This is a genomic window from Mesorhizobium sp. WSM4307 (assembly GCF_007003945.1).
Lineage (GTDB): Bacteria > Pseudomonadota > Alphaproteobacteria > Rhizobiales > Rhizobiaceae > Mesorhizobium.
Genome location: NZ_VFTB01000021.1, coordinates 56,018 through 76,535 on the forward strand (window position 1 = coordinate 56,018; position 20,518 = coordinate 76,535).

A 20,518-nucleotide genomic window follows, 5' to 3' on the forward strand; every position below is an offset into this window, starting at 1 on the left:
AGGTCGGATGAGGGGTGTTCCAGGGAGTGCCGACGCCTCACTCCGCTGGAACACCCCTCATCCGTCTCGGCGCTGCGCGCCGATCCACCTTCCCCCACAAGGGGGGAAGGAAGAAGCCGCCTTGCCGCCACCACTGCCTCGCGCTATCCCGGCGCCATGATCACCTTACGCAAGGCGCAAGCCTCCGACCTGCCGGCGATCGTCGCCATGCTGGCCGACGATCCGCTGGGCGCCGCCCGCGAGGATGCCTCGTTGCCGCTGGCACAGGGCTATCTCAATGCTTTTGCTGCCATCGATGCCGATCCCAACCAGCTGCTGGCGGTGGCCGTGGACGGAGCCGAGGTGATCGGCACGTTGCAGATCACCTTCCTTGCCGGGCTGTCGCGCAAGGGCGCCTGGCGCGGGCAGATCGAGGCGGTTCGCGTCGCCGGCCATCGGCGCTCGGGTGGCATTGGCCGGCTAATGTTGGAATGGGCGATCGACCAGTGCCGGGCGCGCGGCTGCGGCCTCGTGCAACTGACCACCGACAAGGGGCGGGCGGATGCGCACCGCTTCTATGAAAACCTCGGCTTCACCGGCAGCCATATTGGTTACAAGAAGGGCCTTTAGGCGCATCCGTTCCGCCCCTGCGGCGACTGGCGTATAGCGGAAGGCTTTCAGGCACTATTCAAATTACCTGACAAAGCGGATATAGGTCAGCTACATTGACCTATATAGGAATCGTCCGGGGAGGCGTGACTTGACCCTTTTGAACCTGTTGGCTTCGCGCTCGTCGCGCATGAAGGCCTCCGAAATCCGCGAACTCTTGAAGCTGCTCGACCAGCCGGACATCATCTCCTTCGCTGGCGGCATTCCCGATCCGGCGCTGTTTCCGGCCGAGGCCATCCGCGATGCCTATGCCGAGGTGCTGGGCGGTGCGGAGGCTGGCGCGGCACTGCAATACCAGGTGTCGGAAGGTTACTTGCCGTTGCGGCGCTGGATCGCCGGGCAGATGGGCAAGCTCGACGTCGCCTGCGACGAGGCCAACATCTTCATCACCTCCGGCTCGCAGCAGGCGCTGGATTATCTGGGCAAGCTGTTCCTGTCGCCGGGCGACACCGCGCTGGTGACATGGCCGACCTATCTCGGCGCGCTGCAGGCCTTCAATGCCTATGAGCCGCGTTACGACCGGCTGCGGCCGGAAGGCGGCAACATGACGCCGGACGCTTATCGCGCGGCGGCCGCCGCAAATGGCGGCAAGGTCAAGTTCGCCTATCTGGTGCCGGATTTCGCCAACCCGACCGGCGAGACGTTGAACCGCCAGCAGCGCGAGGCGGTGCTCGACCTTGCCGGCGAACTCGACATCGCCGTCATCGAGGACGCCGCCTATCGCGCGCTGCGCTATGACGGCGAGGGCGTGCCGCCGATCCTGGCGCTCGATTGCGCGCGCTGCGGTTCTATCGACAAGGCGCGCACGCTCTATTGCGGCTCGTTCTCGAAAATCCTGTCGCCGGGCATGCGCGTTGGCTGGGTGTGCGCCCCGCGCCATGTGGTGGAAAAACTGGTGCTGATGAAGCAGGCTTCCGACCTGCACAGCCCGTCGATCAACCAGCTGGTCATGCACCGCGTCGCCGAATCCGTGTTCGACGGCCAGGTCGACAAACTCATCGGCGCCTATCGCGAGCGCCGCGACGGCCTGCTCGGCGCGCTCGAAGCCAACATGCCGGAGGGCGTGACCTGGAGCCGCCCGGAAGGCGGCATGTTCGTCTGGGCGACGCTGCCGGAAGGCGCCGATGCCACCGAACTCCTGGCGCGGTCGGTGAAGGAGGCGCGCGTCGCCTTTGTGCCCGGCAACGCTTTTTACGCCGATGGCACCGGGCGCAACACGCTGCGGCTGTCCTTCACGCTGGCCGACCGCCGCGCGGTGACCGAGGGCATTCCACGGCTGGCGGCGCTGCTGAAGCAGTAGGCCGGTCGCGGAAGGCGGCATTTCTACGCCGTCACGGTGACCAGGTGCCTGAGTATCGCAAGCCTGGTGCGCGCCAGTTTGCGGAGCGGTTTTTCAAAATCTTCCTCGCCGGTCTCGACGACGAAGACCAATGTCACGAAGTCGAGCATGAACTCGTCGATTGCCGTGGCGACCGCCTGCGACTTGCCCTTGAAGCGCCGCAGCAAGGCGTTTGCCTCCTCGACGTCGCCGGCCCCGGCGCTGTCGATAAGCGCTTCCAGTCTCTCAAAACAATCCAATCGTGGTTCCTCCCGCCGCGCCACGAAACTCCGGTTTGATCGGAAAGTTCCCGTCAGGAGAATTTTCTCCCGAAAAAAGATCGGCGTGGAACCTCTTCAGCCGACAGGTGTTCCTAGGTGTCTGATCCCCCGCAGACATCCGAAGGCCTGGTCAACGAGGCCTTCCAAAGCCCGCCGGGTTCCCCTCTCCGGCGGGCTTTTCATTTGCAGAGGACCGAAGGGCGGGATTTTCGGCGGCGACGCCGGAAGGCAGCGGCTGTCAGTAGCCTGCGCCCGCCCGCATTGACGGCGCCCCAAGCGAATTTAGATTTGCAACATTGCGAGGAGGATTTTCGTGGAAACCCAGGAACTGCATCGCGGCCGGCTCATCGACCACATCCAGCTGGTGGTAAGGGATCTCGCCGCCAGCCGGCGTTTCTACGAGGCGGTCTTGCAGGTGCTCGGCGTGCCGATCGGCGGGACTGGCAAGGATTATTTCTGGTCCGATGAGCTGTTCATCTCCAGCGCCGACAGCCGGGCCTCGCTGGGAAAACTCACCGGCCGTCACCATCTGGCCTTCCAGGCCAGGGACCACGCGATGGTCGATGCCTTCCACAAGGCCGGGCTGGCGGCCGGCGGCACGGACAATGGCGCGCCGGGCGAGCGGCCCTATCATCCCGGCTATTACGCCGCCTTCCTGCTCGACCCCGACGGCAACAACATCGAGGCCGTCCATCACGGTGCGCATACGCGCAGCGTCGCTTCGGTGAAGATCACCTTCTAGGGGCTTCCATCGAACGCAGCCGCGGCCGCCGGCCGGCTGCATTTTGCGCGCGTGCTGACCCAACGGGGATTGACGGCGTCCCGTCGTTGCCAGGTCGCTGGCCCCAATGCTAACCGTGCAAAGGCGGTGGGAATCGGCGTCCAGGCAAGGTACGCCCTAAATTTCCACTGGACCGAGACATCCTTTCCCATCGTGGAGAAATATATTTCATGCAAAAATCGACCAGGGCAATCTGCGCTGCCGCGCTTTTACTTGCGGGCGGAGCCATCTTGCCGACAAGCATATTATCGGTTTCTTATATTTCATCGGCGCAGGCTCAGGAGGAATATCTTCCGACCAAGAAGGACTTTGTCGGCAAATGGAAGCTCAGCGGCTCGGCCATCCGCCCGCCGCGCGACATGAAGGATGCGCCGACGCCCGAACAGGAAGCGGCGGCCGCCGAGTTTCAGCAGACGGTGACCGCCTTCTACGGCGCGTTCGACTATCTGGAGATCACGGCGGACGGCCGCTACAATTTCCATCAGCCGGGTGACGCGGCGTCGGGCGCCTGCGTCTGGTGCGGAACCTGGTCCTTCAGCAAGAGCTCGCTATGGCTCAAGCTGGATACGGCGCCCAGGCTCGACATCTACGCCAAGGACGGCGACATCCAGATGACCTACACCGCCGAGCCCGACGAGAAATCGAAATACGCCTGGATGGTCTTCGGCTGGACGAAGGCCGAGTAGGCCGGCGGCGGCGCGCGGCGTTGCCCGTCAGGGCTTTCGGTGTTCGGGGGCCCAAGCGGCTTTCCCACGATCTCGTATCCTCGTATGCGAGACCGTGGGAACTATCCGAGAAATCCGTATGAACCCGTTGCCTGGAGCCGTGCCGTTTTTCAGCCAGTGGGAAACGCCTGACATGACGCTGGCCGTGCTCGCCGATGGCGCCGATGTGGCGCTGCGGCGCGATCCGCTATGGCAAGGGTCGGGCGCGGAAAGCCTCGACGAATACGCGGTCTGGGCCGCCAACATCTGCGGCATGGCGTGCCTGAAAATGATCCTTGCGACGCGCGGCGAGATCGTGCCGACGATCGAACTGGCGAGACGCTGCACCGTATATGGCGGCTATGTCGTCAACGAAGGCTCGATCAAGGGCCTGATCTACGCGCCCTTCGTCACCTTCGTGCAGGCGGAATTCGGCCTGGAGGCGCAGGGTGATGACCAATGTCGCGACGTCGGACATTCCGGCGATCCTCGGGCAGTCACGCTTCTTCATCGCCTCGGTCAGCAGTTCGATCCGCTGGCCCGAGCGCGAGCCGCCGTCGAAGGGCGGCCATCTGGTGCTGGTCACGGCGGCGTCGCAGGACGGTTTTCGCTTTCACAACCCATCCGGCCATACCAGCGCCACACAGGCCAACGCAGTGTTGGCGCCAGCCGATTTCGACCGTTTCTTTGCCAATCGCGGCATTGCCGTCACCATTTGATTTCGAGGGATTTCAATGAAGAACAGGCTTTTCAATGAAGGATAGGATCAGGGTCGCCATCCTCTATGGCGGGCGCTCGGCCGAGCATGACGTGTCGCGGCTGTCGGCCGCCAATGTGCTGAAGGCGATCGACCGGACGCGCTACGAGGTGGTGCCGATCGCCATTTCCAGAGACGGCAGGTGGCGGCTGCAGCCTTCGTCCGAGGCCGGCGCCGACGGGGCAGGGGCTCCGGTGTCGGAGGATGGCGTGGAGGTCGCGCTGCTGCCCGGCGGCAAGGGCCGCCTGATGGTTCTCACCAAGAATGGCGAACAGCCTGACCCCGTCGATGTCGTCTTTCCCGTGCTGCACGGGCCGTTCGGCGAGGACGGTTCGGTGCAGGGCTATGCCGAGGTTGCCGACGTCGCCTATGTCGGCTGCGGCATCCTGGCTTCGGCAGCCGCCATGGACAAGGATGTCGCCAAGCGGCTGCTGCGCGAGGCCGGGCTTGCCGTTGCCCGCTCGGTCACCGTGCTGAGAGGCGATGTCGGTTCGTTCCAGGAGATTGCCGGGGCGCTTGGGCTGCCTTTCTTCGCCAAGCCAGCGCGCCAGGGCTCGTCCTTCGGGGTGAGCAAGGTGCATGACAGGGATGGCTTCGAGCAGGCGGTCGAAACGGCTTTGCGCTATGACAGCAAGGCGCTGATCGAAGAGTTCGTCGACGGCCGCGAGATCGAGTGCTCGGTGCTGGAGCGGGCCGACGGCTCGCTGACGGTTTCGCTGCCGGGCGAGATCATTCCCGCCGGCAAGCATGGCTTCTACACTTACGAGGCCAAATATCTCGATGCCGACGGCGCGCTGGTCAAGGTGCCCGCCGATGTCCCGGCGGATGTCGTTGCCAGGACGAGCGAGATGGCCGCGCGGGCTTTCCGGGCGCTCGGTTGCGAGGCCATGGCGCGCGTCGACTTCTTCCTGCGCGCCGACGGTTCGCTGCTGGTCAACGAGGTCAACACGCTGCCCGGCTTCACCGACATCTCGATGTACGCCAAGGCGCTTGCCGCGGCCGGCATCGGCTACAGCAAGGTGATCGACGTGCTGATCGAGCACGCGCTGGCAAGGCACGGGGCGCGCTGATCGGGTCCGTGCAGCGTCACGCCAGGCTTGCCGTCCGCCCTGCGGCGTGAATCCCGACGAGCGGATAAAATCACTTCTTTCCATTGCCTCCGGCCGCAGGGAACATACTGACCCGCCCGGAATTGAAGGGTAACCAGCGGTCTGCCGGCAAATGTTGCACGCCGGCTCAATATGTCAGACCATGGCCGCTGGCAGGGGGAGAGACAGCAAGTGGCGGCCAATCGTCGAAACGGGACGGCGTCCGAGGCGCATGGGCTGGACGATATTCTTTCGGCCGCCGCGCCCCGTCCGCGAACCGCATTGCCCAATGTGGCGACCACCGTGACGACGGTGGCTGCGCTGTATTTCGGCCGCGAGGTGTTCCTGCCGATCGCGATCGCGCTGCTTTTGACCTTCGCGCTGGCGCCTTTGGTTTCGGCGCTCAAACGGGTCGGCATTCCCCGGATCGCCGCCGTCATCGCCAGTGTGCTCGGCGCCTTCGCGGCCCTTGCCCTGTTCAGCTTCGTCGTCGCCACGCAGGTCAGCGAGCTGGCGCAGAACATTCCGGTCTACCAGACCAACATCCTGGCCAAGATCCGCTCGCTCAAGGAAACCGGCGTCGGGGGCGGGATCATCGCCAGGTTGAGCAGCGTGGTCGAGCGTGTCGGCCAGGAGATCGACAGGCAGGACGCCACGCTGCCGGCCGCCACGCCCGACAAGCCGCCGCGCGAACCGGTGCCGGTCGAGATCGTTGCGCGTGAAAGGCCGCTCGAAGTCCTGCAGAACATCGTCGGTCCGCTGATCAGCCCGCTGGGATCGGCTGGACTGATCGTCGTCGTCGTCATCTTCATGCTGCTCGAGCGGGAGGATTTGCGCGACCGCTTCATCCGGCTTGTCGGCTATGGCGACCTTCACCGCACCACCGAGGCGCTTCAGGATGCAGCCAAGCGCGTGGGCCGCTACCTGCTCATGCAATTGGTGGTCAACATCCTCTACGCCATACCGATTGCGATCGGGCTGTGGATCCTTGGCATTCCCAATGCGCTGTTGTGGGGCCTGCTGGCGCTGGCGCTGCGGTTCGTTCCCTATATCGGTCCGGCCATCGGCATGCTTTTGCCGCTGTTCCTGGCGCTTGCCGTGGCTCCCGGCTGGTCGCTCGTGTTGTGGACGGCGGCCCTGTTCGTGGTGATGGAACTGGTCACCGGCAATGTCGTCGAGCCCTGGCTGTACGGCTCGCGAACCGGGCTGTCGCCGCTGGCGATCATCGTCGCGGCGATCTTCTGGACGTGGCTGTGGGGGCCGCTCGGGCTCGTCCTGTCGACGCCGCTCACCGTCTGCCTCGTGGTGTTGGGCAGGCACGTACCGCAGTTTGAATTCCTCGACGTGCTGTTCGGCAACGAGCCGGTGCTGGAACCGCATGCGCGGCTGTACCAGCGGCTCCTGGCCGGCGACCCGGACGAGGCCACCGATCACGCGGAGGAAATGCTCGAGGAAAAATATCTGGTCGAATTCTACGACAAGGTGGCTGTTCCCGCCCTTTTGCTGGGCGAGCGCGACCGTGTGCGCGGCGTTATGGGCGACCTGCAAAGGCGGCAGGTGGCGGCCAGCGCGCTCGCGCTGGTGGCCAATCTCGAAGATGATGCCAAGGAGGAGGCGGCCGAGGACGAAAGCCGGCATGTGGCCGGGGAAGGGGGCGAGCCCGGCGATGCCGCCGCCGAGGACGAGGCCGAGCTGCCCGACGGCAGTGGCCTATCGGTGCTTTGCGCCGGCGGGCGCGGCGAGCTCGACGACGCCGCCGCGGCGATGCTGGCGCAAGTGCTGGAGGTCCAGGGAGCGACCGTGTCGAAGGCTGACTTTGTCGACATGGAACCCGCCGGCATCCGCCATCTCGAGCTCGAGACCGTCGACACGGTGGTGGTCGGCTTCCTCAACCGCGATTCCGTCAAGCATGCCCGCTTCCTGGTTCGGCGGCTGAAGCGCGCGAAGGCGGCGCTTCGGGTGGGCATCGTGTTCTGGTCGGAAACCGGCAACGGAGACAAGGAAGCGGCGGCCAAGCTCGCCCAGGACATCAACGCGGATTTCGTCGCCCACGGCATGGTCGACGCCGTGACCGGCGCGCTGTCGAACGAGCCGCCGGTGGCGCTGAAGCTCGTCGCCAAACGGCGCATGCGCCGGCCGCGCGCCGCGCCAAGGAAGGTGCCGGCCGCGGCGGCGGGCTAGGGGCAGAAGCCGATCGCCGCGAGCGCTGGTTCGACCTACCGGTAAGGGCGCTTATAGTGGCTTTGCGCCGCATCCCGGTCGTCGGCGCCAGCGGATCATGCCCGGCAGGACGAGAACACATGATGCATGACGATCAGGTGGATATCGACATCGATATCGCCCGCCACATGATCGACGATCAGTTTCCCCAATATCGTCATGAGCACATCACCTCGGTCGGATCGTCGGGAACCGTCAACGCCATCTTCCGCATCGGCTCGAAGAGCGCTGCGCGCTTCCCGCTGCGGGCGATGAACCCTGCCGAATGCGCCGATATGCTTCGGTCGGAGGCCGCTGCCATGGTCGAGATCGGCGAACATTGCCTGTTTGCGACGCCACGCCCGATTGGCCTCGGCGAGCCCGGTCCTCGATATCCAATGCCATGGGCATTGCAAACGTGGATCGAAGGCGAGGTTGCCACGCCGCACGGGCTAAGTGGATCGACGATGTTCGCGCTTGACCTTGCAAGCCTCGTGGCATCGTTGCGCAAGGCGGACACACGGGGCCGGCGCTTCGACGGGCAAGGACGTGGCGGACATCTCCCCGATCATGACGATTGGATGGCTGTTTGCTTTGAAAACAGCGATGGCCTGCTTGATGTGGCCCGACTGCGCGATTTGTGGGCCCGGTTGCGGGAGTTGCCCGCCGCCGGGCCTGTCGTGATGAGTCACAAGGACCTTATCCCGGCAAACCTTCTCGTGCAGGGCGAGCGTCTTGTCGGCGTGCTTGATGGCGGCAGTTTCGGGCCGGCCGATCCGTCGCTGGATCTGGTGGTGGCGTGGCATCTTCTCGACCGCGAGCGAAGGGCGGCCTTTCGCAGCGGCCTTCAGGTCGAGGACCTCTTATGGAAGCGCGGTGCTGCCTGGGCGTTCCAGCAGGCCATGGGTCTCGTCTGGTATTACCGTGGCACCAACCCAGCCATGAGCGCGCTGGGGCGCAGCACGCTCGCTCGCATTCTCGACGATCCTGACATCTGAGCTCTGGTTGCCGGCGGCGAGCCAGAGCTAAGTCGGGTCTGTCGGAACATTACGCTCCGCCAACGCGTTTCATGATCCTGCAATGGACGTTTTTTTGGAGGCTGAACATGCGCAGCTTCGAACTGGTCGATCTGCTTTACGTGGTCGAGGCCTGTAAGCACGACCGCGTGGTCGGAAATTTTGTCTCGATGGCTGAAGGCGTGGAAGAGTTGCGGGTGCTGACCGGCGATTTCGTGTCACCGGACGATGTGGTGGCGAACGCCCTTTCCAAGGTAGCGCTTGCACGAGGCTGCCCGGTTTTGTTCGACGAACAGGCAGGCGCTGAAATCCAGCTTTGACGTCCTGGCGGCTAGATCCCCGGCCTTGTCCCCGAACACGGCAGCCTCCGCCCACAATTGATTCAACGGCAGATCTCATGGAAACGCCCGCCACCTGGGTGTGCGGGCGTTTCAGAGCGTTGGCCCAAGTCAGGTCAGGATAAGGACGATCTTCAACGTGTCTGGATCGACTATGACGATCCGACCGTCGGCCAATACGAAATACTCGTAGCTTTCATAGGCCGGAACAATCTTGACGATGCGCGCCGGCAGACGATGCAGCCGGATCTTGTGCCGTGGAACTTCGATGCCGACCGAAATGTCGAAATCGACATTGGACACCGGCTCGACCCGGGTCTCCTTGATGACCTGGGTGATCTGGGTTTTCTGTTCGACCGTCACATTGCTGATAGAAGCAGTCGAACCCTGATCAGTCTGTGTCGAGGTCTTGCCCTGAGCCTGCTGATCGGTGGTCGCATTTGCCTTGCCCTGGGCCTGCTGGTCGGTCTCGACCTTGGCCTTGCCCTGAGCCTGCTCGTCGGTCTTGAGCTTCGGCTTGCCCTGGGCCTGCTGGTCCGTCTGGACCTTGGCCTTGCCCTGAGCCTGTTGATCGGTGGTCGCACCTGCCTTGCCCTGGGCCTGGTCCGTCTCGACCTTGGCCTTGCCCTGAGCCTGCTCGTCGGTCTTGAGCTTCGGCTTGCCTTGAGCCTGCTGGTCCGCCTGGGCCTTGGCCTTGCCTTGGGCCTGCTCGCCCATCTTCATCTTCGAGCCTTTTTGACAGTTGGCCGCGCCGGCCGCGCAATTGGCGTCACCGCCCGACTGGGTTTCAGCCGGCTGTGTCTGAGCCACCGCGGCGCCGCATCCGATGCCGAGCGCGAGCATGCTGGTGATCAACATATGCTTCATGGGAGGTCTCCTCGAAAGCATCAGTCCCTTCGCGGGATAAACCTCGACGAAAAAATTTCGTTCCAGGCGAATTGGCAAAAGCGACAGGCGGAAATTTGAAGGAACAACCCACATCCGAGGGCGTTGCGGCGGGAGCCCGACTTCAACGATCCAAGCCCATCCGGGCCCGCCGCTTCCCCGTGGCGGGCCCTGCCGCTCCGATCTTCGACCGACGGTTTGCGACAGCAGAATGTCTGTCCGGCCATTCCTCGTGGTTCGCGGGCAGCTGCCATCGTCGGGCTGGGAGGCTTTGAGCCATCACCAATGGACTTCAGCGGCAGACTGCCGAGGAGAAAAGCATCCGCTTCCCGTATTCAATGCCGCTTGCGATGAACGCGCTGGAGCTACCGATCGACCATCGCCATGCCGCGCTCGCCATAGCGCGGGCCAGCGATTTTTCCCGGCGCCAGCGCCTCGTCCAGTGCGGCCATTTCGGCGGCGTCGAGTTTCAGCGAGGCGGCGGCGATGTTCTCCTCCAGGTATTTTCTGCGCTTGGTGCCGGGGATCGGTACGATATCGACAGCGAAATCGCCGCCTTTGCCGAGCAGCCAGGCCAGCGCGATCTGTCCTGGCTTGACGCCCCGGGCCGCCGCGATGTCGCGCACCGTGCCGGCCGCCTCGACATTGGCGTCGTAATTTTCGCCCTGGTAGCGCGGGTCGTTGCGGCGATAGTCGCCTTCCGGATAATCCTCGGCGCGCTTGACATCGCCGGTGAGGAAGCCGCGGCCGAGCGGCGAGAACGGCACCAAGCCGATGCCGAGTTCCTTGAGCAGCGGGATGATCTCCGGCTCCAGATTGCGTTCCCACAGCGAATATTCACTCTGCAGCGCCGAGACGGGAAAGACGGCATGCGCCCGGCGGATGTTGGCGCTACCTGCCTCCGACAGGCCGAAAAAGCGCACCTTGCCCGCGGCCACAAGCTTGCCGACCGCGCCGGCGACATCCTCCATCGGCACGTCAGGGTCGACGCGGTGCTGGTAGAGCAGGTCGATATGGTCGGTGGCGAGCCGGACGAGCGAGGCTTCCACAACCTCGCGGATATGCTCGGGCCGGCTGTCGACGCCGCTGAGCTGCTTGCCGTTTTCGATGCGGAAGCCGAATTTGGTGGCGATCGTCACCTGGTCGCGCTTGCCCTTCAGCGCCCGGCCGAGAAGTGCCTCGTTGGTGTGCGGGCCATAGACCTCGGCGGTATCCAGGAAGGTGCAGCCAAGTTCGATCGCGCGATGCAGCGTGGCGATGGACTCGGCCTCGTCGGCCGGGCCGTAGGACTGGCTCATGCCCATGCAGCCGAGGCCGATGGCCGAGACTTTCAATCCCTGGCTGCCGAGTTTTCGTGTCGCGAGGGTCATGGCTGCGCTGCTCCGGTTGGGGTTTGCAGCACCATATAGAGCACGCGCCCAATTCCCATAGGTGTGCAGCGCTGTCTCAACCGACTGTGATCAAGGGTGCCGGGCGCCAGGCATGCCCAGGCCGGAGCCAGTCCGGATGTTGGACGCGACGCCGCGACCGGGCGCGGCGTCAGGGCGACATCACTGGATCGAGGCCGGCTGCGAAAGAACGAGGGGGCTGATCGCCCGTTCCTCACCCTCGACGTTTCCAGACAGCGCCAACCCGCTGCTCATGGAGTCGAATTCGATTGCCGCGCCAAGCAGTTGGGCAGCCCGCAGAACCAGATATTCAATGTCCTCGAGGGCGACATTCTCGGCGAGATTCATGATCCTGACCTGCTCGGCCGTCACCGTGATGTTGACGATGCCGGCCGTCTTGAATGCCCTCTCGACCGCTGCATTGACGTCATCGTGCAAGCGCATGGAGTAATCGTAGCGCATCGAAACCTCCCAAAGGGAACGGTTTTCTGTTCAGGTTGAAGCATGCGCTCGGGGGTGTCGGTCTGGCAAGTGAAATCTGAAAAATATACAAATAAAATCAGTTGGTTAGTTAAATTACAGGAATGCGTATCAGGCGTTCGATGAGCATCATGCGTTTGATGTGCGGAGGCCTCACTGGCCGATCTTGACGCATAATGGGGGTCACCATACTTATAAGCTGAATGAGCTAGATGCTAACTCACCGTGTTTTTAGTCCTGAGCGAGGAGCGCGCACATGGCTGAACTGGAACGTCCGGAACGGCTGCAGATCATGCTCACCACGGACGAATTGGCGGCGCTGGAAAACTGGCGCTTCGAAAAGCGCATGCCGAGCCGCTCGGCAGCGGTCCGGGAGCTGCTGCGGCGCGGTCTTTCCTCGGACGGGTTCCTGACGGCCGAGCAGGGCGTCAAGTCGCAGCAGTTCGGGGTGCTGCCGGAGGGCGACGGCAAGACGGGCGATCAGCCTTCGGAGTGAAGCGGGCTTCATCCGGCGCGCCGCATGCGAATTGCACCCGGGGAGATTGTCTTGATCCGCTTGCGCACTACCTCATGCCGATGAGCGAAATCGTGGCGGCGACGGTGGACATTGCAACAAACAACCAAGAACAGGACGCGACCGCCGACGCGCGCCTCGCGGCCATCGTCGATTCCTCTTTCGATGCCATCATCAGCAAGGATTTGACCAGCATCATCACGAGCTGGAACCTGGCGGCCGAACGCATGTTCGGCTACACCGCCGAGGAAGCCATCGGCCAGTCGATCCTCATGCTCATCCCCGATCACCTCAAGAGCGAGGAGACCGAGATCATCAGCAGGGTTCGCAGTGGCCAACGCGTGGCGAGTTATGAGACGACGCGGAGGCGCAAGGACGGCGCGCTTATCTCCGTCTCGCTGACGGTTTCGCCGATCAGGAACGCCAATGGCGAGATCGTCGGCGCCTCCAAGATCGCCCGCGACATTTCCTCCGCAAAGGAGAGTGAGCGCCGGATCAGGCTGCTGATGCGGGAGGTCAACCATCGCGTCAAGAACCAGTTCGCGGTCATCCTGTCCATGGTCAGGGAGACGAGCAGGCGCTCGAGCGACCCGCAGGAGTTCGAGGAACTGATCCGCGCCCGCATCATGGCGCTTTCGCGTTCGCATGATCTGCTCGTCACCTCGGAATGGGCCGGCGCCAGCCTGTTCGACCTGATCCAGGAACATCTGAAACCTTTCGGCCGCGAGGAGCAGATCCTGCTCTCCGGCCCGGTCCTGACGCTGCAGTCGAATGCGGTGCAGAATCTCGGCATGGCTTTCCACGAGCTCGGCACGAATTCCTCCAAATATGGCGCGCTGGGCAGCGAAGACGGCAAGGTCGAGATCACCTGGACAATCGGCTCAAGCGACCAAGGCTCCGGCACCCAGGGCTCCGGCACCCAGGACTTGGGCGCCAAGGAATTGGGTGCCAAGGAATTGGGTGCCAAGGACTTGGGTGCCAAGGACTTGGGTGCCAAGGACTTGGGTGCCGGTGACTTGGGCACCAAGAGTGTCGGTGCATCGGACGGACGCGACTTCCAGCTGCTCTGGACCGAGACGTCCACGCCCCGTCCGGAGCGCGAGGAGAGCGCGCGCAAGGGGTTCGGCACCGTTGTCCTGCAGCGGGTGGCGCCGCAGTCGCTGGGCGGTTCGGCTCAACTGGAGCGCTCGCCCGGCCGTCTCAGCTGGCGGCTCAGTGCACCTCTGGCATCGATCATCGTGCCGCAAGCCGGTGTCGAAGCCGACGACGGCGCAGCGCAGGGTTTCGGCATCTGAACGTCCCGTATCCCCCGTAAGAGGAGATTGGCGTCGTCTCTCCGTCAGGCAACGGCAGGGTTTTGACTGCCACTGCCATCGCGGCACTGTTCAAGATCAGCGACAATCAGGCGATGCGCCTGGAACTGCCCGCCAAAGGCCGTCGTGCCCAACCGGGACGGGACGGCAGGTTTTCCGCCGCCCCGGCTTGCCGGTCACCGGTGATGCGGGAGATGCCTTTCGGCATCGACTTCCCCAACGGTGAAGCTCTGGAAGCCCGGCATGAGCTGCCAAATGGCTGCAAGGCCTATGATCAGATAGGCCAGGCGGGCCAGCATGGCGCCCCCAAGGACCGTGCCGATTACGTCATAGCCGGTCACCCCCATGGACAGCCAGTTGAGACCGCCAAGGATGATGAGGGCGAGAGTGACGAGGTTCATGATGCGCATAAACGCCTCCTGATGTTGCCTGACGAAAAGACGTCCGTAAAAAAACGCTTGCGGTTTCAGACGGTTCCGTCGATCACGAAATTGTGAATGAGGGTTGCGATCCGTGAATACGGCGCGGCCTACTCGACCAGTATATGCGCCTCGCGCGCGGCCTCGACCAAAGCCTCCCTGGCGATATCGGGAGGCACGTCGCCGCTTGTCGCGCGGCGGCAGGCGCGTAGCGCGGACTGATGTTTCAGGCTGCCGGCGTCGCGCCAATGTGTCGTCAACAATTCGATCGCCTGTTGTGTATTGGACAAGTGGCGGGTGGCGCCGGCCACACCGACCGAAACGACCACGGGCTTGGAGAACCACGCAGGTTGCATTGGAACCTCGACAAGGTTGCTGATGCAAAACGCGCGTGTCGGCCCAAAGTTTCACCGGTTCCAATCACTGGCGCGTGAGGCTGGGCTGTGGCGGCACCTTCGAATGTTCGCTCGGGTGCACGATCCGCGGGCTCCCTAGATCGAAAGCGGAACGCGTTCCCCGATCCGCGGCACTGGCTGGAAAATAGCGTCGGTAGCGCACCGTAAAGCACGCCTGGTAACTGTTGATTCAACCATTGCTGGTATTTTGTACGGTGTGGTAGCGGCTCCGGCAGTGCAACAGGGGCCGGGTTGCCGGAGCCGCCTACGCGGTCCGGTTGGGGTTTGACCGCGCTGTTCCAAAATAGGACAGCGCGGTCAACGATTCGTTAAAATCCAAAATGTCTAATTAAGTTTGCGCTAATTGAATGGCGATTTTAGCGCGACGGGAAACCGGCATTCGACGGGCTGATGGAACATTAGTCGTTTCTAATTGTTTGTGTTTGTCGGCAGGGCGGGGGCATTCCCTGCCGAAGATCGGGTTTCCGATCGGCCCGCGCGCCTCTGGCCGAGAGCGCGGGCTTTTATCCCTCAGGCGGCCCGGTACACCTCTGGTTGGGGTAAGCAGCGCACCGGGCCTAACCGGCCTGGGGCGGCTGCCGGCTGGCTATGTATGCGGCACGACCAATCCAACTGAAGCATTCAAATGAAGGAATGTATATCGCGATTGGATAAATTAACGGAACGTCCAATGGACGATACCGGAACCAAAGCGGTTACATCAGACCTTTGCGCGAGGGCCATGGGACCTTGGTCCCCATGGCAAAGCCCGCCACGGGAGCGACCCGCAGCAGGCTTTCGCAGTGGCTATGTCCCGAAGGAATCGACCGCTTGTGATTGCACTGTGACCCACATGGCCGCGTTGGCCTATGGTGTGATCGCGGAAGGCAGCCCGGGGCTCGCCCACAAACACGGATTTTGCGCTCCCCGATCAGGGGACCGCAAGGTGCGGCTGCACCTTGCGTTGCCGCCGCCGCCGGAGATCGTGCCATCTTGCCGAAGCGCTGGAGGCGTCGCTGCGGGAAAGCGTCTCGCGATCCTTTAGGCCGCCTCAAGCTCCATGGCCCTTTGAGCTGCCTTCGCGATAAAGCCGGATCGGGTATAGCCGTGCGCCTCAGCAAAGGCATCAATCCGGCGCAGAACATCTTCAGGGAGCGTGACGTTCACCCGGACAGCTTTTTTGGCCTCGGTCTTCACCGCTACCAAGATTGCAACGCCGTCTCGATTGGTGGCGTCGGCCATGACATCTTCCAGGCTGGAAGGTTCTGGAATCGCCTCGCCATCTTCCACAAGCCCTTCGATGTGGAAGGCAAGCGCTTCCTCCGCCATAGCGCGAGCGTCATCTAGATCGGCGCCGGCGGTGACAACGCCTGGAAAATCGGGAAAGGACACGCCGAAGTCGCTGTCGGCGTCCTTATGGATCAGTCCGATATACTGCTTCATGTCTCTCTACCTCAGTTTCAGACCGGACTGACGTTCAATGCTCCGCAAAGTTCCCAAAGGGATATGCCTTTTGGGGTGCGGGACCGAGACCCTGCCGGCTTTCTTCTTGTGTTTGAATTGTGCATGACTGCCCTTTCGAGCGACTTCGTACCGTCGGCCTCCAAGGCCTTGATAACGTCCGCACTTTTCATGTGTATAAATACACACTGGCTGCGAAAGATGCAACAAAAAAGAAAGTCAGCCTTTCAAACCGTTGCCTTAGATCGACGCATCATAGGCGTCGAACTCAGCCAGAACCGGCGCCGGCCGCGCCAATGCGGCTGGGGAAGCCGTTTGCGCGGTTGTCGAGCCACCGGTCTAGGGTGGTGTCGCAAATCCCGTAGCGTCGACAAACTGCAGGCGTATCGATCTCGCGCCGCGGCTTCATGATCCAGGACATCAAGTTTCCGAAGATGACGGAACAGGTTTGAGTTGGTCGTGTCCAAATGCTCGCGCCCTGCAGGCCAGCGTTCGCCTGATACGGACACGTTTATCGCTGGATATCAGACGATTTCGGTCGAGACCGCACCAAACCATTGACAAGATTGGTTCCCGCTCATGGGCTCGAACCACGATTCACGCCTTCAAAGGGCGCTGTCCTACCATTAGACGAAGCGGGAGAAGCTCCGATGCTTATGCCGTCAGGACGGCGAGGCGTCAATTCGGGAAGTTGTCGACCGGCTCTTGGCAGCGATAGACCGGGCAGTGCCCGTCGCGCGCCGGGATATAGGCCGACATCGGCACTTCCGGCCAGTCGCATTCATTGCCGAACTGCCTGACATAGTGGTCATAGGTGTCCGGTCCCGTGGTCAACACCACGGCGCGACGGCTCTGGATCATCGCCCGGATCTCGGCGCAGCTCATGCCGCGGCTGTCGGGGCGGGCCTCGGCCAGGCTGGTCGCGGCGAGCACGGAGCCCAAGGTGATCAACAGGACAGGCAGGCGAGCGGGCATGGCGGCTTCTCTTTTGTTCGGGTGCTGCATTGTCCCATAAAACCCATCATGTGTCCGCCCGTTCCGCGACGGGCCGCGTATTGTGCGGGGCAAGACGCGGCGCGAGGCCACCCGCGCAAATCAGGCATCGCGCATTGCTGGTCATGGATGGCAGGAAGCCCTACGAAACGCCGCAATGGTGGCCCGGAAACGAGGGTCCCGAAGCCATGCTGTTCCTTCCGTGGCGGACGCGACCACTGCTTTGAGGCGTGCCCGCAAAGGACCGATCCGCCTGCTGCCCCATCGCACGATGCGGAGAACCGTGCTGGCGCCTCCGGCAAGGTTGACCCCCTAGGCCCCACCCGGTTCGCCGAAGAAGTCCGCCAATGCCCGAGCGGTCTGTTGCGGCGCCTCCTCGGGGAAGAAATGACCGCCGGGCATGGCCCGTCCGCGGACGTCATCGGCCCAGCCTCGCCAAAGAGCCAGCGGCCCGCCGTCGCCCGCGTACCAGTCGGCAAGCGCACCTTGCCCGCTCCACAGCGCCAGCACCGGACAGCGGATACGCCGGCCGGCGGCCTTGTCGGCATGGTCATGCTCGCGGTCAAGCGTCGATGCCGCGCGGTATTCCTCGCAGATGGCGTGGATGTGGGCGGGATCGCGCAAGGCATCGATGTAAGCCTGGCGGACCTCGGGCGGAAACGTTGACGGCGACGACCCCCAGCCGCCGAGCGCGTTGTCGACGACCGCCTCGGCGGATCCCCGCAGCATCAACTCCGGCAAGGGCTCGGGCTGCGCCAGCAGTGACCAGGGCCAATAGCCCTGTGCCAGCCTGGCGTCGGCCCGATCCCATGCGTCGGCCGTTGCGACGATGTCCAGAACCGCAAGCTTTTCAACGCGGCCGGGATGATCGAGGGCCATGCGGTACGCCACCCGCCCACCGCGATCATGGCCGGCGACCATGAAGCTGCCGAAGCCGAGTTTGGCCATCAGGGCCGCCATGTCGGCGGCCATGGCCCGTTTGGCATAAGGGGCGTGAGCGCTGTCGGACGACGGGCACGCGCTGGCGCCATAGCCGCGCAGGTCGGCGCAGATGACGGTAAACCGCTCGGCCAAGGCCGGCGCCACGTCGCGCCACATCAGATGGGTCTGCGGAAAACCGTGCAGGAGCAGCAGCGCCGGACCGTTGCCCGCACGGCGGAAAAATATGCCGGCATCGCCGGCATCGATTTTTATCGACTGAAAATTGCCGAACATGGTGGTGCCTCCTTTCCGGCAACGGCCGGAGGCCGGATTTGGTTGCGGGCGGTCGCGTCGGAGCGCCGACCTTTGTTCGCCAACCTTTCGGGCGGTTGGGCGTTGTCCCTGCGAGGCAGGCTGCCGCGGGCGGCCGTCAAAGCAAAAGGAGGCTCAGATGAAAAAACCTCTGGCCATCGCGTCGCTGTTGCTGGCCCTGGCCGTGCCGGCGGCGGCACAGACGGATCAGCAGCAGGGCACCAACAACCCGACTCCGCAGGCCGACAAATGCCGGGTCGAGCCAGATCAAGACAAGCAGCAGCCAGGTGGCGGCAATCTGAGCGAAAAGCTCAATGATTGCGGCGGGGTGCTGAAGCCGCCGGCCACCGGCGACCAGGGCATGGCGACACCGGCGCCCGACGTGGGCAAGACACCGGTGATCAAGCCGGGCCAGGTGCCGGCTCAGCCGCAGGCCAAGTAGAAAGCCAGGCGCCGAAGAATTTTGGGTTCGAAACCTCTCATCCGATCGTGGATGGCGATCTGCCCCGCAAAAATAGGTATCGGCAGCAACAGAAAAGCAGGCGAGGGGCACCGCCTGCATTTCTGGGTTAGCGAACCAGCACGCCGGCATGATCGCACAGCGCCGTAAAGGCTTCCTGCGCCTGCGCCGTGCCGTCCTTGTTTTCCAGCGCCGCTTCGACCTTTGCGCGCGCGGCCTGGTAGAAGGGACCGCGGCTGGCTTGCGGCCAGTCGATCAGGACTTCACTGGCGTCCTGAAGGGTCGCCACCTCACGGATTGTGTCCGAGCCATGCGGCTTGATCCGCACCGGTGTCGTCAGCATCACATCGGCCATTGCTCTTCCAGCTCTGGTTTTTCCACTATTGGAGGATGCGGGCTTCGCGCGCGGCGTCGATCATCGCCCGCATCGCCTTTTCCGGCGGTGTCCAGCCGTCCAGCGCATCGCGACAGCAGCGCAGCGCCGCCTGATATCGCCGGCCTCGGCCGGCAGGCCAGTCGCCCAGGCATTCCAGGCCCTCCCAGGCGCTACGCACGACGCGTTCACGCTCGGGGGCGAATTTCAGGCGGATCGGTCGGGGAAAAATCTTGTCGTTCAACTGACGTCTCCGTGGCATGTCGCCCGACACTGACCGCGGTTGTGGACAACGGCACTTGTGAGGGGCGCCGGATAACGTCGTCGACAAGGGAGGGTTCCAGGCCCGAAGATCAATTTTCAGTCTGCGCGACGGCGTCGGACAAAGGCCTCGGTGGCGGCGGAGCGGCGTCTTCGGGCGCCGGCCCGTCAAAGGGCCGGTCATGCTCGAATTGTTCGGTGCCGGGCAAGGCGTGCAGCCAGGTCTCGCGGCGGCTGATCCACAATTCATATTGCGGCTCCAGGTCGGTCGGCGCGACGTCGAGGCTGCCGAGCATCACCTCGACTTCACCGTCGCCGACCCAGGCGACGCGGCTGCCGCAGGTCGGGCAGAAGCTGCGCGTGCCGTAGGAGGCGACTTCGCCCGATGTCTCGAAGGCGTCGCGCGGCCATATCGCAAAGGCCGAATAGGCCGAGCCGCTGGCCTTGCGGCAGTCCTTGCAGTGGCAAAGGCCGACGCGTGTCGGCTGGCCGATGATGACGAAATGCACGCCGCCGCACAGGCAACTGCCGGTTCTGCGTGTGGTGTCGGACATGATCGCGGCCCTCCCTCGGTCTGGCTTTCGTCAGTCTGGCACGCCAAGGGCCGGGCGGAACAGATGCTGGCCATTTCGTTGGCCAGAAACCGGGAAAATCCCGTTCGCACCGCCGACCGGGCTGGTGCTCCCGACCCGGCCGCTGCGGCCCGCAACATCCTTCAACGCAATGCCGGCGAAATGGTTGCAGCTCGCGGCCGCCCCCGCCTATCCGCGCGCGGCCATGTGGTTGTCGAGCTTCTTGCGCGACGGGCCGTAGCGCTTGATGATGGTCTGGGCTTCGCTCTGCGGGATGCCGTATTTGCGCGCGAAGGCGGCGACCTCGTAGGTCTCCTCGCTCGAAACCAGCTTGCGGTCCTGCTTGATCTTCGTTTTGTCGTCGGGCATGGCGTGCCTCGCTTTCTGTCAGCCGCACGGTCGCGGGGCATCAGTATATAGGATGCCGCGATCAGACATAACAGCGATCGGCGCTGCTGGTTCCAAGGCAGATGGCGGACAGAAGCCTGCCCGACGCGGATCGAGGCTGTCAGGCCGATGCAGGGGCGGGGCCTGCGGCATGGGGATCGGCCTCGCCGCATTCGGCGCAAGCAGCGCTGGCGCCGGGGCAGCCGCGCTGATGCGTGCCGGCGGGACAGCAAAGCCCGTTGGAGCTTGTCCAG

25 protein-coding genes, 1 tRNA gene and 2 pseudogenes are annotated in these 20,518 nt (G+C 63.7%); 12 read left to right on the forward strand and 16 right to left on the reverse strand.

The window, feature by feature from the left end; genetic code table 11:
* The first annotated feature begins 156 nt into the window (after positions 1–156).
* On the forward strand, positions 157–609 hold the full coding sequence (locus FJV83_RS34460; protein ID WP_142886707.1) for a GNAT family N-acetyltransferase: 453 nt from the start codon (positions 157–159) through the stop codon (positions 607–609).
* Between the two features lie 169 nt (positions 610–778).
* On the forward strand, positions 779–1,948 hold the full coding sequence (locus FJV83_RS34465; protein WP_185973442.1) for a PLP-dependent aminotransferase family protein: 1,170 nt from the start codon (positions 779–781) through the stop codon (positions 1,946–1,948).
* A 23-nt stretch (positions 1,949–1,971) separates the two neighbouring features.
* Here the strand turns inward: FJV83_RS34465 and FJV83_RS34470 are convergent, their stop codons facing one another.
* The gene (locus FJV83_RS34470) at positions 1,972–2,226 is read right to left on the reverse strand and encodes a hypothetical protein (protein ID WP_246691957.1); all 255 of its coding nucleotides are present in this window, start codon (positions 2,224–2,226) and stop codon (positions 1,972–1,974) included.
* Between the two features lie 334 nt (positions 2,227–2,560).
* Here FJV83_RS34470 and FJV83_RS34475 point away from each other — a divergent pair, with 334 nt between their 5' ends.
* The 7 genes and pseudogenes from FJV83_RS34475 (at position 2,561) to FJV83_RS34505 (ending at position 9,112) form a co-directional block, all read left to right on the forward strand.
* On the forward strand, positions 2,561–2,989 hold the full coding sequence (locus FJV83_RS34475) for a VOC family protein (RefSeq protein WP_142886704.1): 429 nt from the start codon (positions 2,561–2,563) through the stop codon (positions 2,987–2,989).
* Positions 2,990–3,198: 209 nt separating this feature from the next.
* Positions 3,199–3,714 carry a hypothetical protein gene (locus FJV83_RS34480; protein ID WP_142886703.1) on the forward strand — a complete coding sequence of 172 codons (516 nt, stop codon included), beginning with the start codon at positions 3,199–3,201 and terminating at the stop codon, positions 3,712–3,714.
* Positions 3,715–3,832: 118 nt separating this feature from the next.
* Positions 3,833–4,451, forward strand: a pseudogene (locus tag FJV83_RS34485) (C39 family peptidase).
* A 34-nt stretch (positions 4,452–4,485) separates the two neighbouring features.
* Positions 4,486–5,559 carry a D-alanine--D-alanine ligase family protein gene (locus tag FJV83_RS34490; protein ID WP_142886702.1) on the forward strand — a complete coding sequence of 358 codons (1,074 nt, stop codon included), beginning with the start codon at positions 4,486–4,488 and terminating at the stop codon, positions 5,557–5,559.
* A gap of 210 nt (positions 5,560–5,769) precedes the next feature.
* Positions 5,770–7,758, forward strand: a complete 1,989-nt coding sequence (locus FJV83_RS34495) for an AI-2E family transporter (protein WP_179296474.1) — start codon at positions 5,770–5,772, stop codon at positions 7,756–7,758.
* Positions 7,759–7,877: 119 nt separating this feature from the next.
* Positions 7,878–8,774, forward strand: a complete 897-nt coding sequence (locus tag FJV83_RS34500) for an aminoglycoside phosphotransferase family protein (protein ID WP_185973438.1) — start codon at positions 7,878–7,880, stop codon at positions 8,772–8,774.
* A 107-nt stretch (positions 8,775–8,881) separates the two neighbouring features.
* Positions 8,882–9,112: a hypothetical protein gene (locus tag FJV83_RS34505; RefSeq protein ID WP_095774017.1), complete on the forward strand. Its 231-nt coding sequence runs from the start codon at positions 8,882–8,884 to the stop codon at positions 9,110–9,112.
* A 129-nt stretch (positions 9,113–9,241) separates the two neighbouring features.
* On the opposite strand, the gene FJV83_RS34510 is transcribed toward FJV83_RS34505, so the two are convergent.
* The 3 genes from FJV83_RS34510 to FJV83_RS34520 all read right to left on the reverse strand — a co-directional run bounded on the left by FJV83_RS34510 (position 9,242) and on the right by FJV83_RS34520 (position 11,865).
* The gene (locus FJV83_RS34510) at positions 9,242–9,997 is read right to left on the reverse strand and encodes a DUF1236 domain-containing protein (protein ID WP_142886701.1); all 756 of its coding nucleotides are present in this window, start codon (positions 9,995–9,997) and stop codon (positions 9,242–9,244) included.
* 383 nt (positions 9,998–10,380) lie between these two features.
* The gene (locus tag FJV83_RS34515) at positions 10,381–11,385 is read right to left on the reverse strand and encodes an aldo/keto reductase (protein ID WP_142886700.1); all 1,005 of its coding nucleotides are present in this window, start codon (positions 11,383–11,385) and stop codon (positions 10,381–10,383) included.
* Positions 11,386–11,565: 180 nt separating this feature from the next.
* Positions 11,566–11,865 (reverse strand): hypothetical protein, encoded by a 300-nt coding sequence (locus tag FJV83_RS34520; RefSeq protein ID WP_095773784.1) that lies wholly within the window; start codon positions 11,863–11,865, stop codon positions 11,566–11,568.
* Positions 11,866–12,139: 274 nt separating this feature from the next.
* Here FJV83_RS34520 and FJV83_RS34525 point away from each other — a divergent pair, with 274 nt between their 5' ends.
* Together FJV83_RS34525 and FJV83_RS34530 are read left to right on the forward strand one after the other, a co-directional pair.
* Positions 12,140–12,379, forward strand: a complete 240-nt coding sequence (locus tag FJV83_RS34525; protein ID WP_142886699.1) for a hypothetical protein — start codon at positions 12,140–12,142, stop codon at positions 12,377–12,379.
* Between the two features lie 74 nt (positions 12,380–12,453).
* Positions 12,454–13,692, forward strand: coding sequence for a PAS domain S-box protein (locus FJV83_RS34530; protein WP_142886698.1), 1,239 nt, complete (start codon positions 12,454–12,456; stop codon positions 13,690–13,692).
* A 194-nt stretch (positions 13,693–13,886) separates the two neighbouring features.
* Here FJV83_RS34530 and FJV83_RS34535 read toward each other — a convergent pair whose 3' ends face one another.
* From FJV83_RS34535 to FJV83_RS34565, 8 genes and pseudogenes are all read right to left on the reverse strand, one after another.
* Complete coding sequence (locus FJV83_RS34535) at positions 13,887–14,120, reverse strand: DUF378 domain-containing protein (RefSeq protein WP_019859308.1); 234 nt, start codon at positions 14,118–14,120, stop codon at positions 13,887–13,889.
* 119 nt (positions 14,121–14,239) lie between these two features.
* Positions 14,240–14,485, reverse strand: a complete 246-nt coding sequence (locus FJV83_RS34540) for a DUF982 domain-containing protein (protein ID WP_095773787.1) — start codon at positions 14,483–14,485, stop codon at positions 14,240–14,242.
* 1,080 nt (positions 14,486–15,565) lie between these two features.
* On the reverse strand, positions 15,566–15,967 hold the full coding sequence (locus FJV83_RS34545; protein WP_142878187.1) for a type II toxin-antitoxin system HicB family antitoxin: 402 nt from the start codon (positions 15,965–15,967) through the stop codon (positions 15,566–15,568).
* Positions 15,968–15,973: 6 nt separating this feature from the next.
* A pseudogene (locus FJV83_RS34550) lies at positions 15,974–16,158 on the reverse strand (type II toxin-antitoxin system HicA family toxin).
* 95 nt (positions 16,159–16,253) lie between these two features.
* Positions 16,254–16,406 carry a hypothetical protein gene (locus FJV83_RS36685; RefSeq protein ID WP_185973437.1) on the reverse strand — a complete coding sequence of 51 codons (153 nt, stop codon included), beginning with the start codon at positions 16,404–16,406 and terminating at the stop codon, positions 16,254–16,256.
* Between the two features lie 146 nt (positions 16,407–16,552).
* Positions 16,553–16,626 (reverse strand) — tRNA-Gln (locus FJV83_RS34555).
* A gap of 37 nt (positions 16,627–16,663) precedes the next feature.
* Positions 16,664–16,960, reverse strand: coding sequence for a hypothetical protein (locus FJV83_RS34560; RefSeq protein WP_142886697.1), 297 nt, complete (start codon positions 16,958–16,960; stop codon positions 16,664–16,666).
* Positions 16,961–17,290: 330 nt separating this feature from the next.
* Positions 17,291–18,193: an alpha/beta hydrolase gene (locus FJV83_RS34565; protein ID WP_095787638.1), complete on the reverse strand. Its 903-nt coding sequence runs from the start codon at positions 18,191–18,193 to the stop codon at positions 17,291–17,293.
* 157 nt (positions 18,194–18,350) lie between these two features.
* Here FJV83_RS34565 and FJV83_RS34570 point away from each other — a divergent pair, with 157 nt between their 5' ends.
* Positions 18,351–18,653: a hypothetical protein gene (locus FJV83_RS34570; RefSeq protein ID WP_142886696.1), complete on the forward strand. Its 303-nt coding sequence runs from the start codon at positions 18,351–18,353 to the stop codon at positions 18,651–18,653.
* Between the two features lie 127 nt (positions 18,654–18,780).
* Here the strand turns inward: FJV83_RS34570 and FJV83_RS34575 are convergent, their stop codons facing one another.
* From FJV83_RS34575 to FJV83_RS34590, 4 genes are all read right to left on the reverse strand, one after another.
* On the reverse strand, positions 18,781–19,026 hold the full coding sequence (locus FJV83_RS34575) for a DUF982 domain-containing protein (protein ID WP_095773793.1): 246 nt from the start codon (positions 19,024–19,026) through the stop codon (positions 18,781–18,783).
* 25 nt (positions 19,027–19,051) lie between these two features.
* On the reverse strand, positions 19,052–19,288 hold the full coding sequence (locus tag FJV83_RS34580; RefSeq protein WP_142886695.1) for a DUF982 domain-containing protein: 237 nt from the start codon (positions 19,286–19,288) through the stop codon (positions 19,052–19,054).
* Positions 19,289–19,397: 109 nt separating this feature from the next.
* The gene (locus FJV83_RS34585) at positions 19,398–19,859 is read right to left on the reverse strand and encodes a GFA family protein (protein ID WP_095773795.1); all 462 of its coding nucleotides are present in this window, start codon (positions 19,857–19,859) and stop codon (positions 19,398–19,400) included.
* Between the two features lie 207 nt (positions 19,860–20,066).
* Positions 20,067–20,246 carry a DUF3606 domain-containing protein gene (locus tag FJV83_RS34590; RefSeq protein ID WP_010910426.1) on the reverse strand — a complete coding sequence of 60 codons (180 nt, stop codon included), beginning with the start codon at positions 20,244–20,246 and terminating at the stop codon, positions 20,067–20,069.
* Positions 20,247–20,518 lie beyond the last annotated feature (272 nt).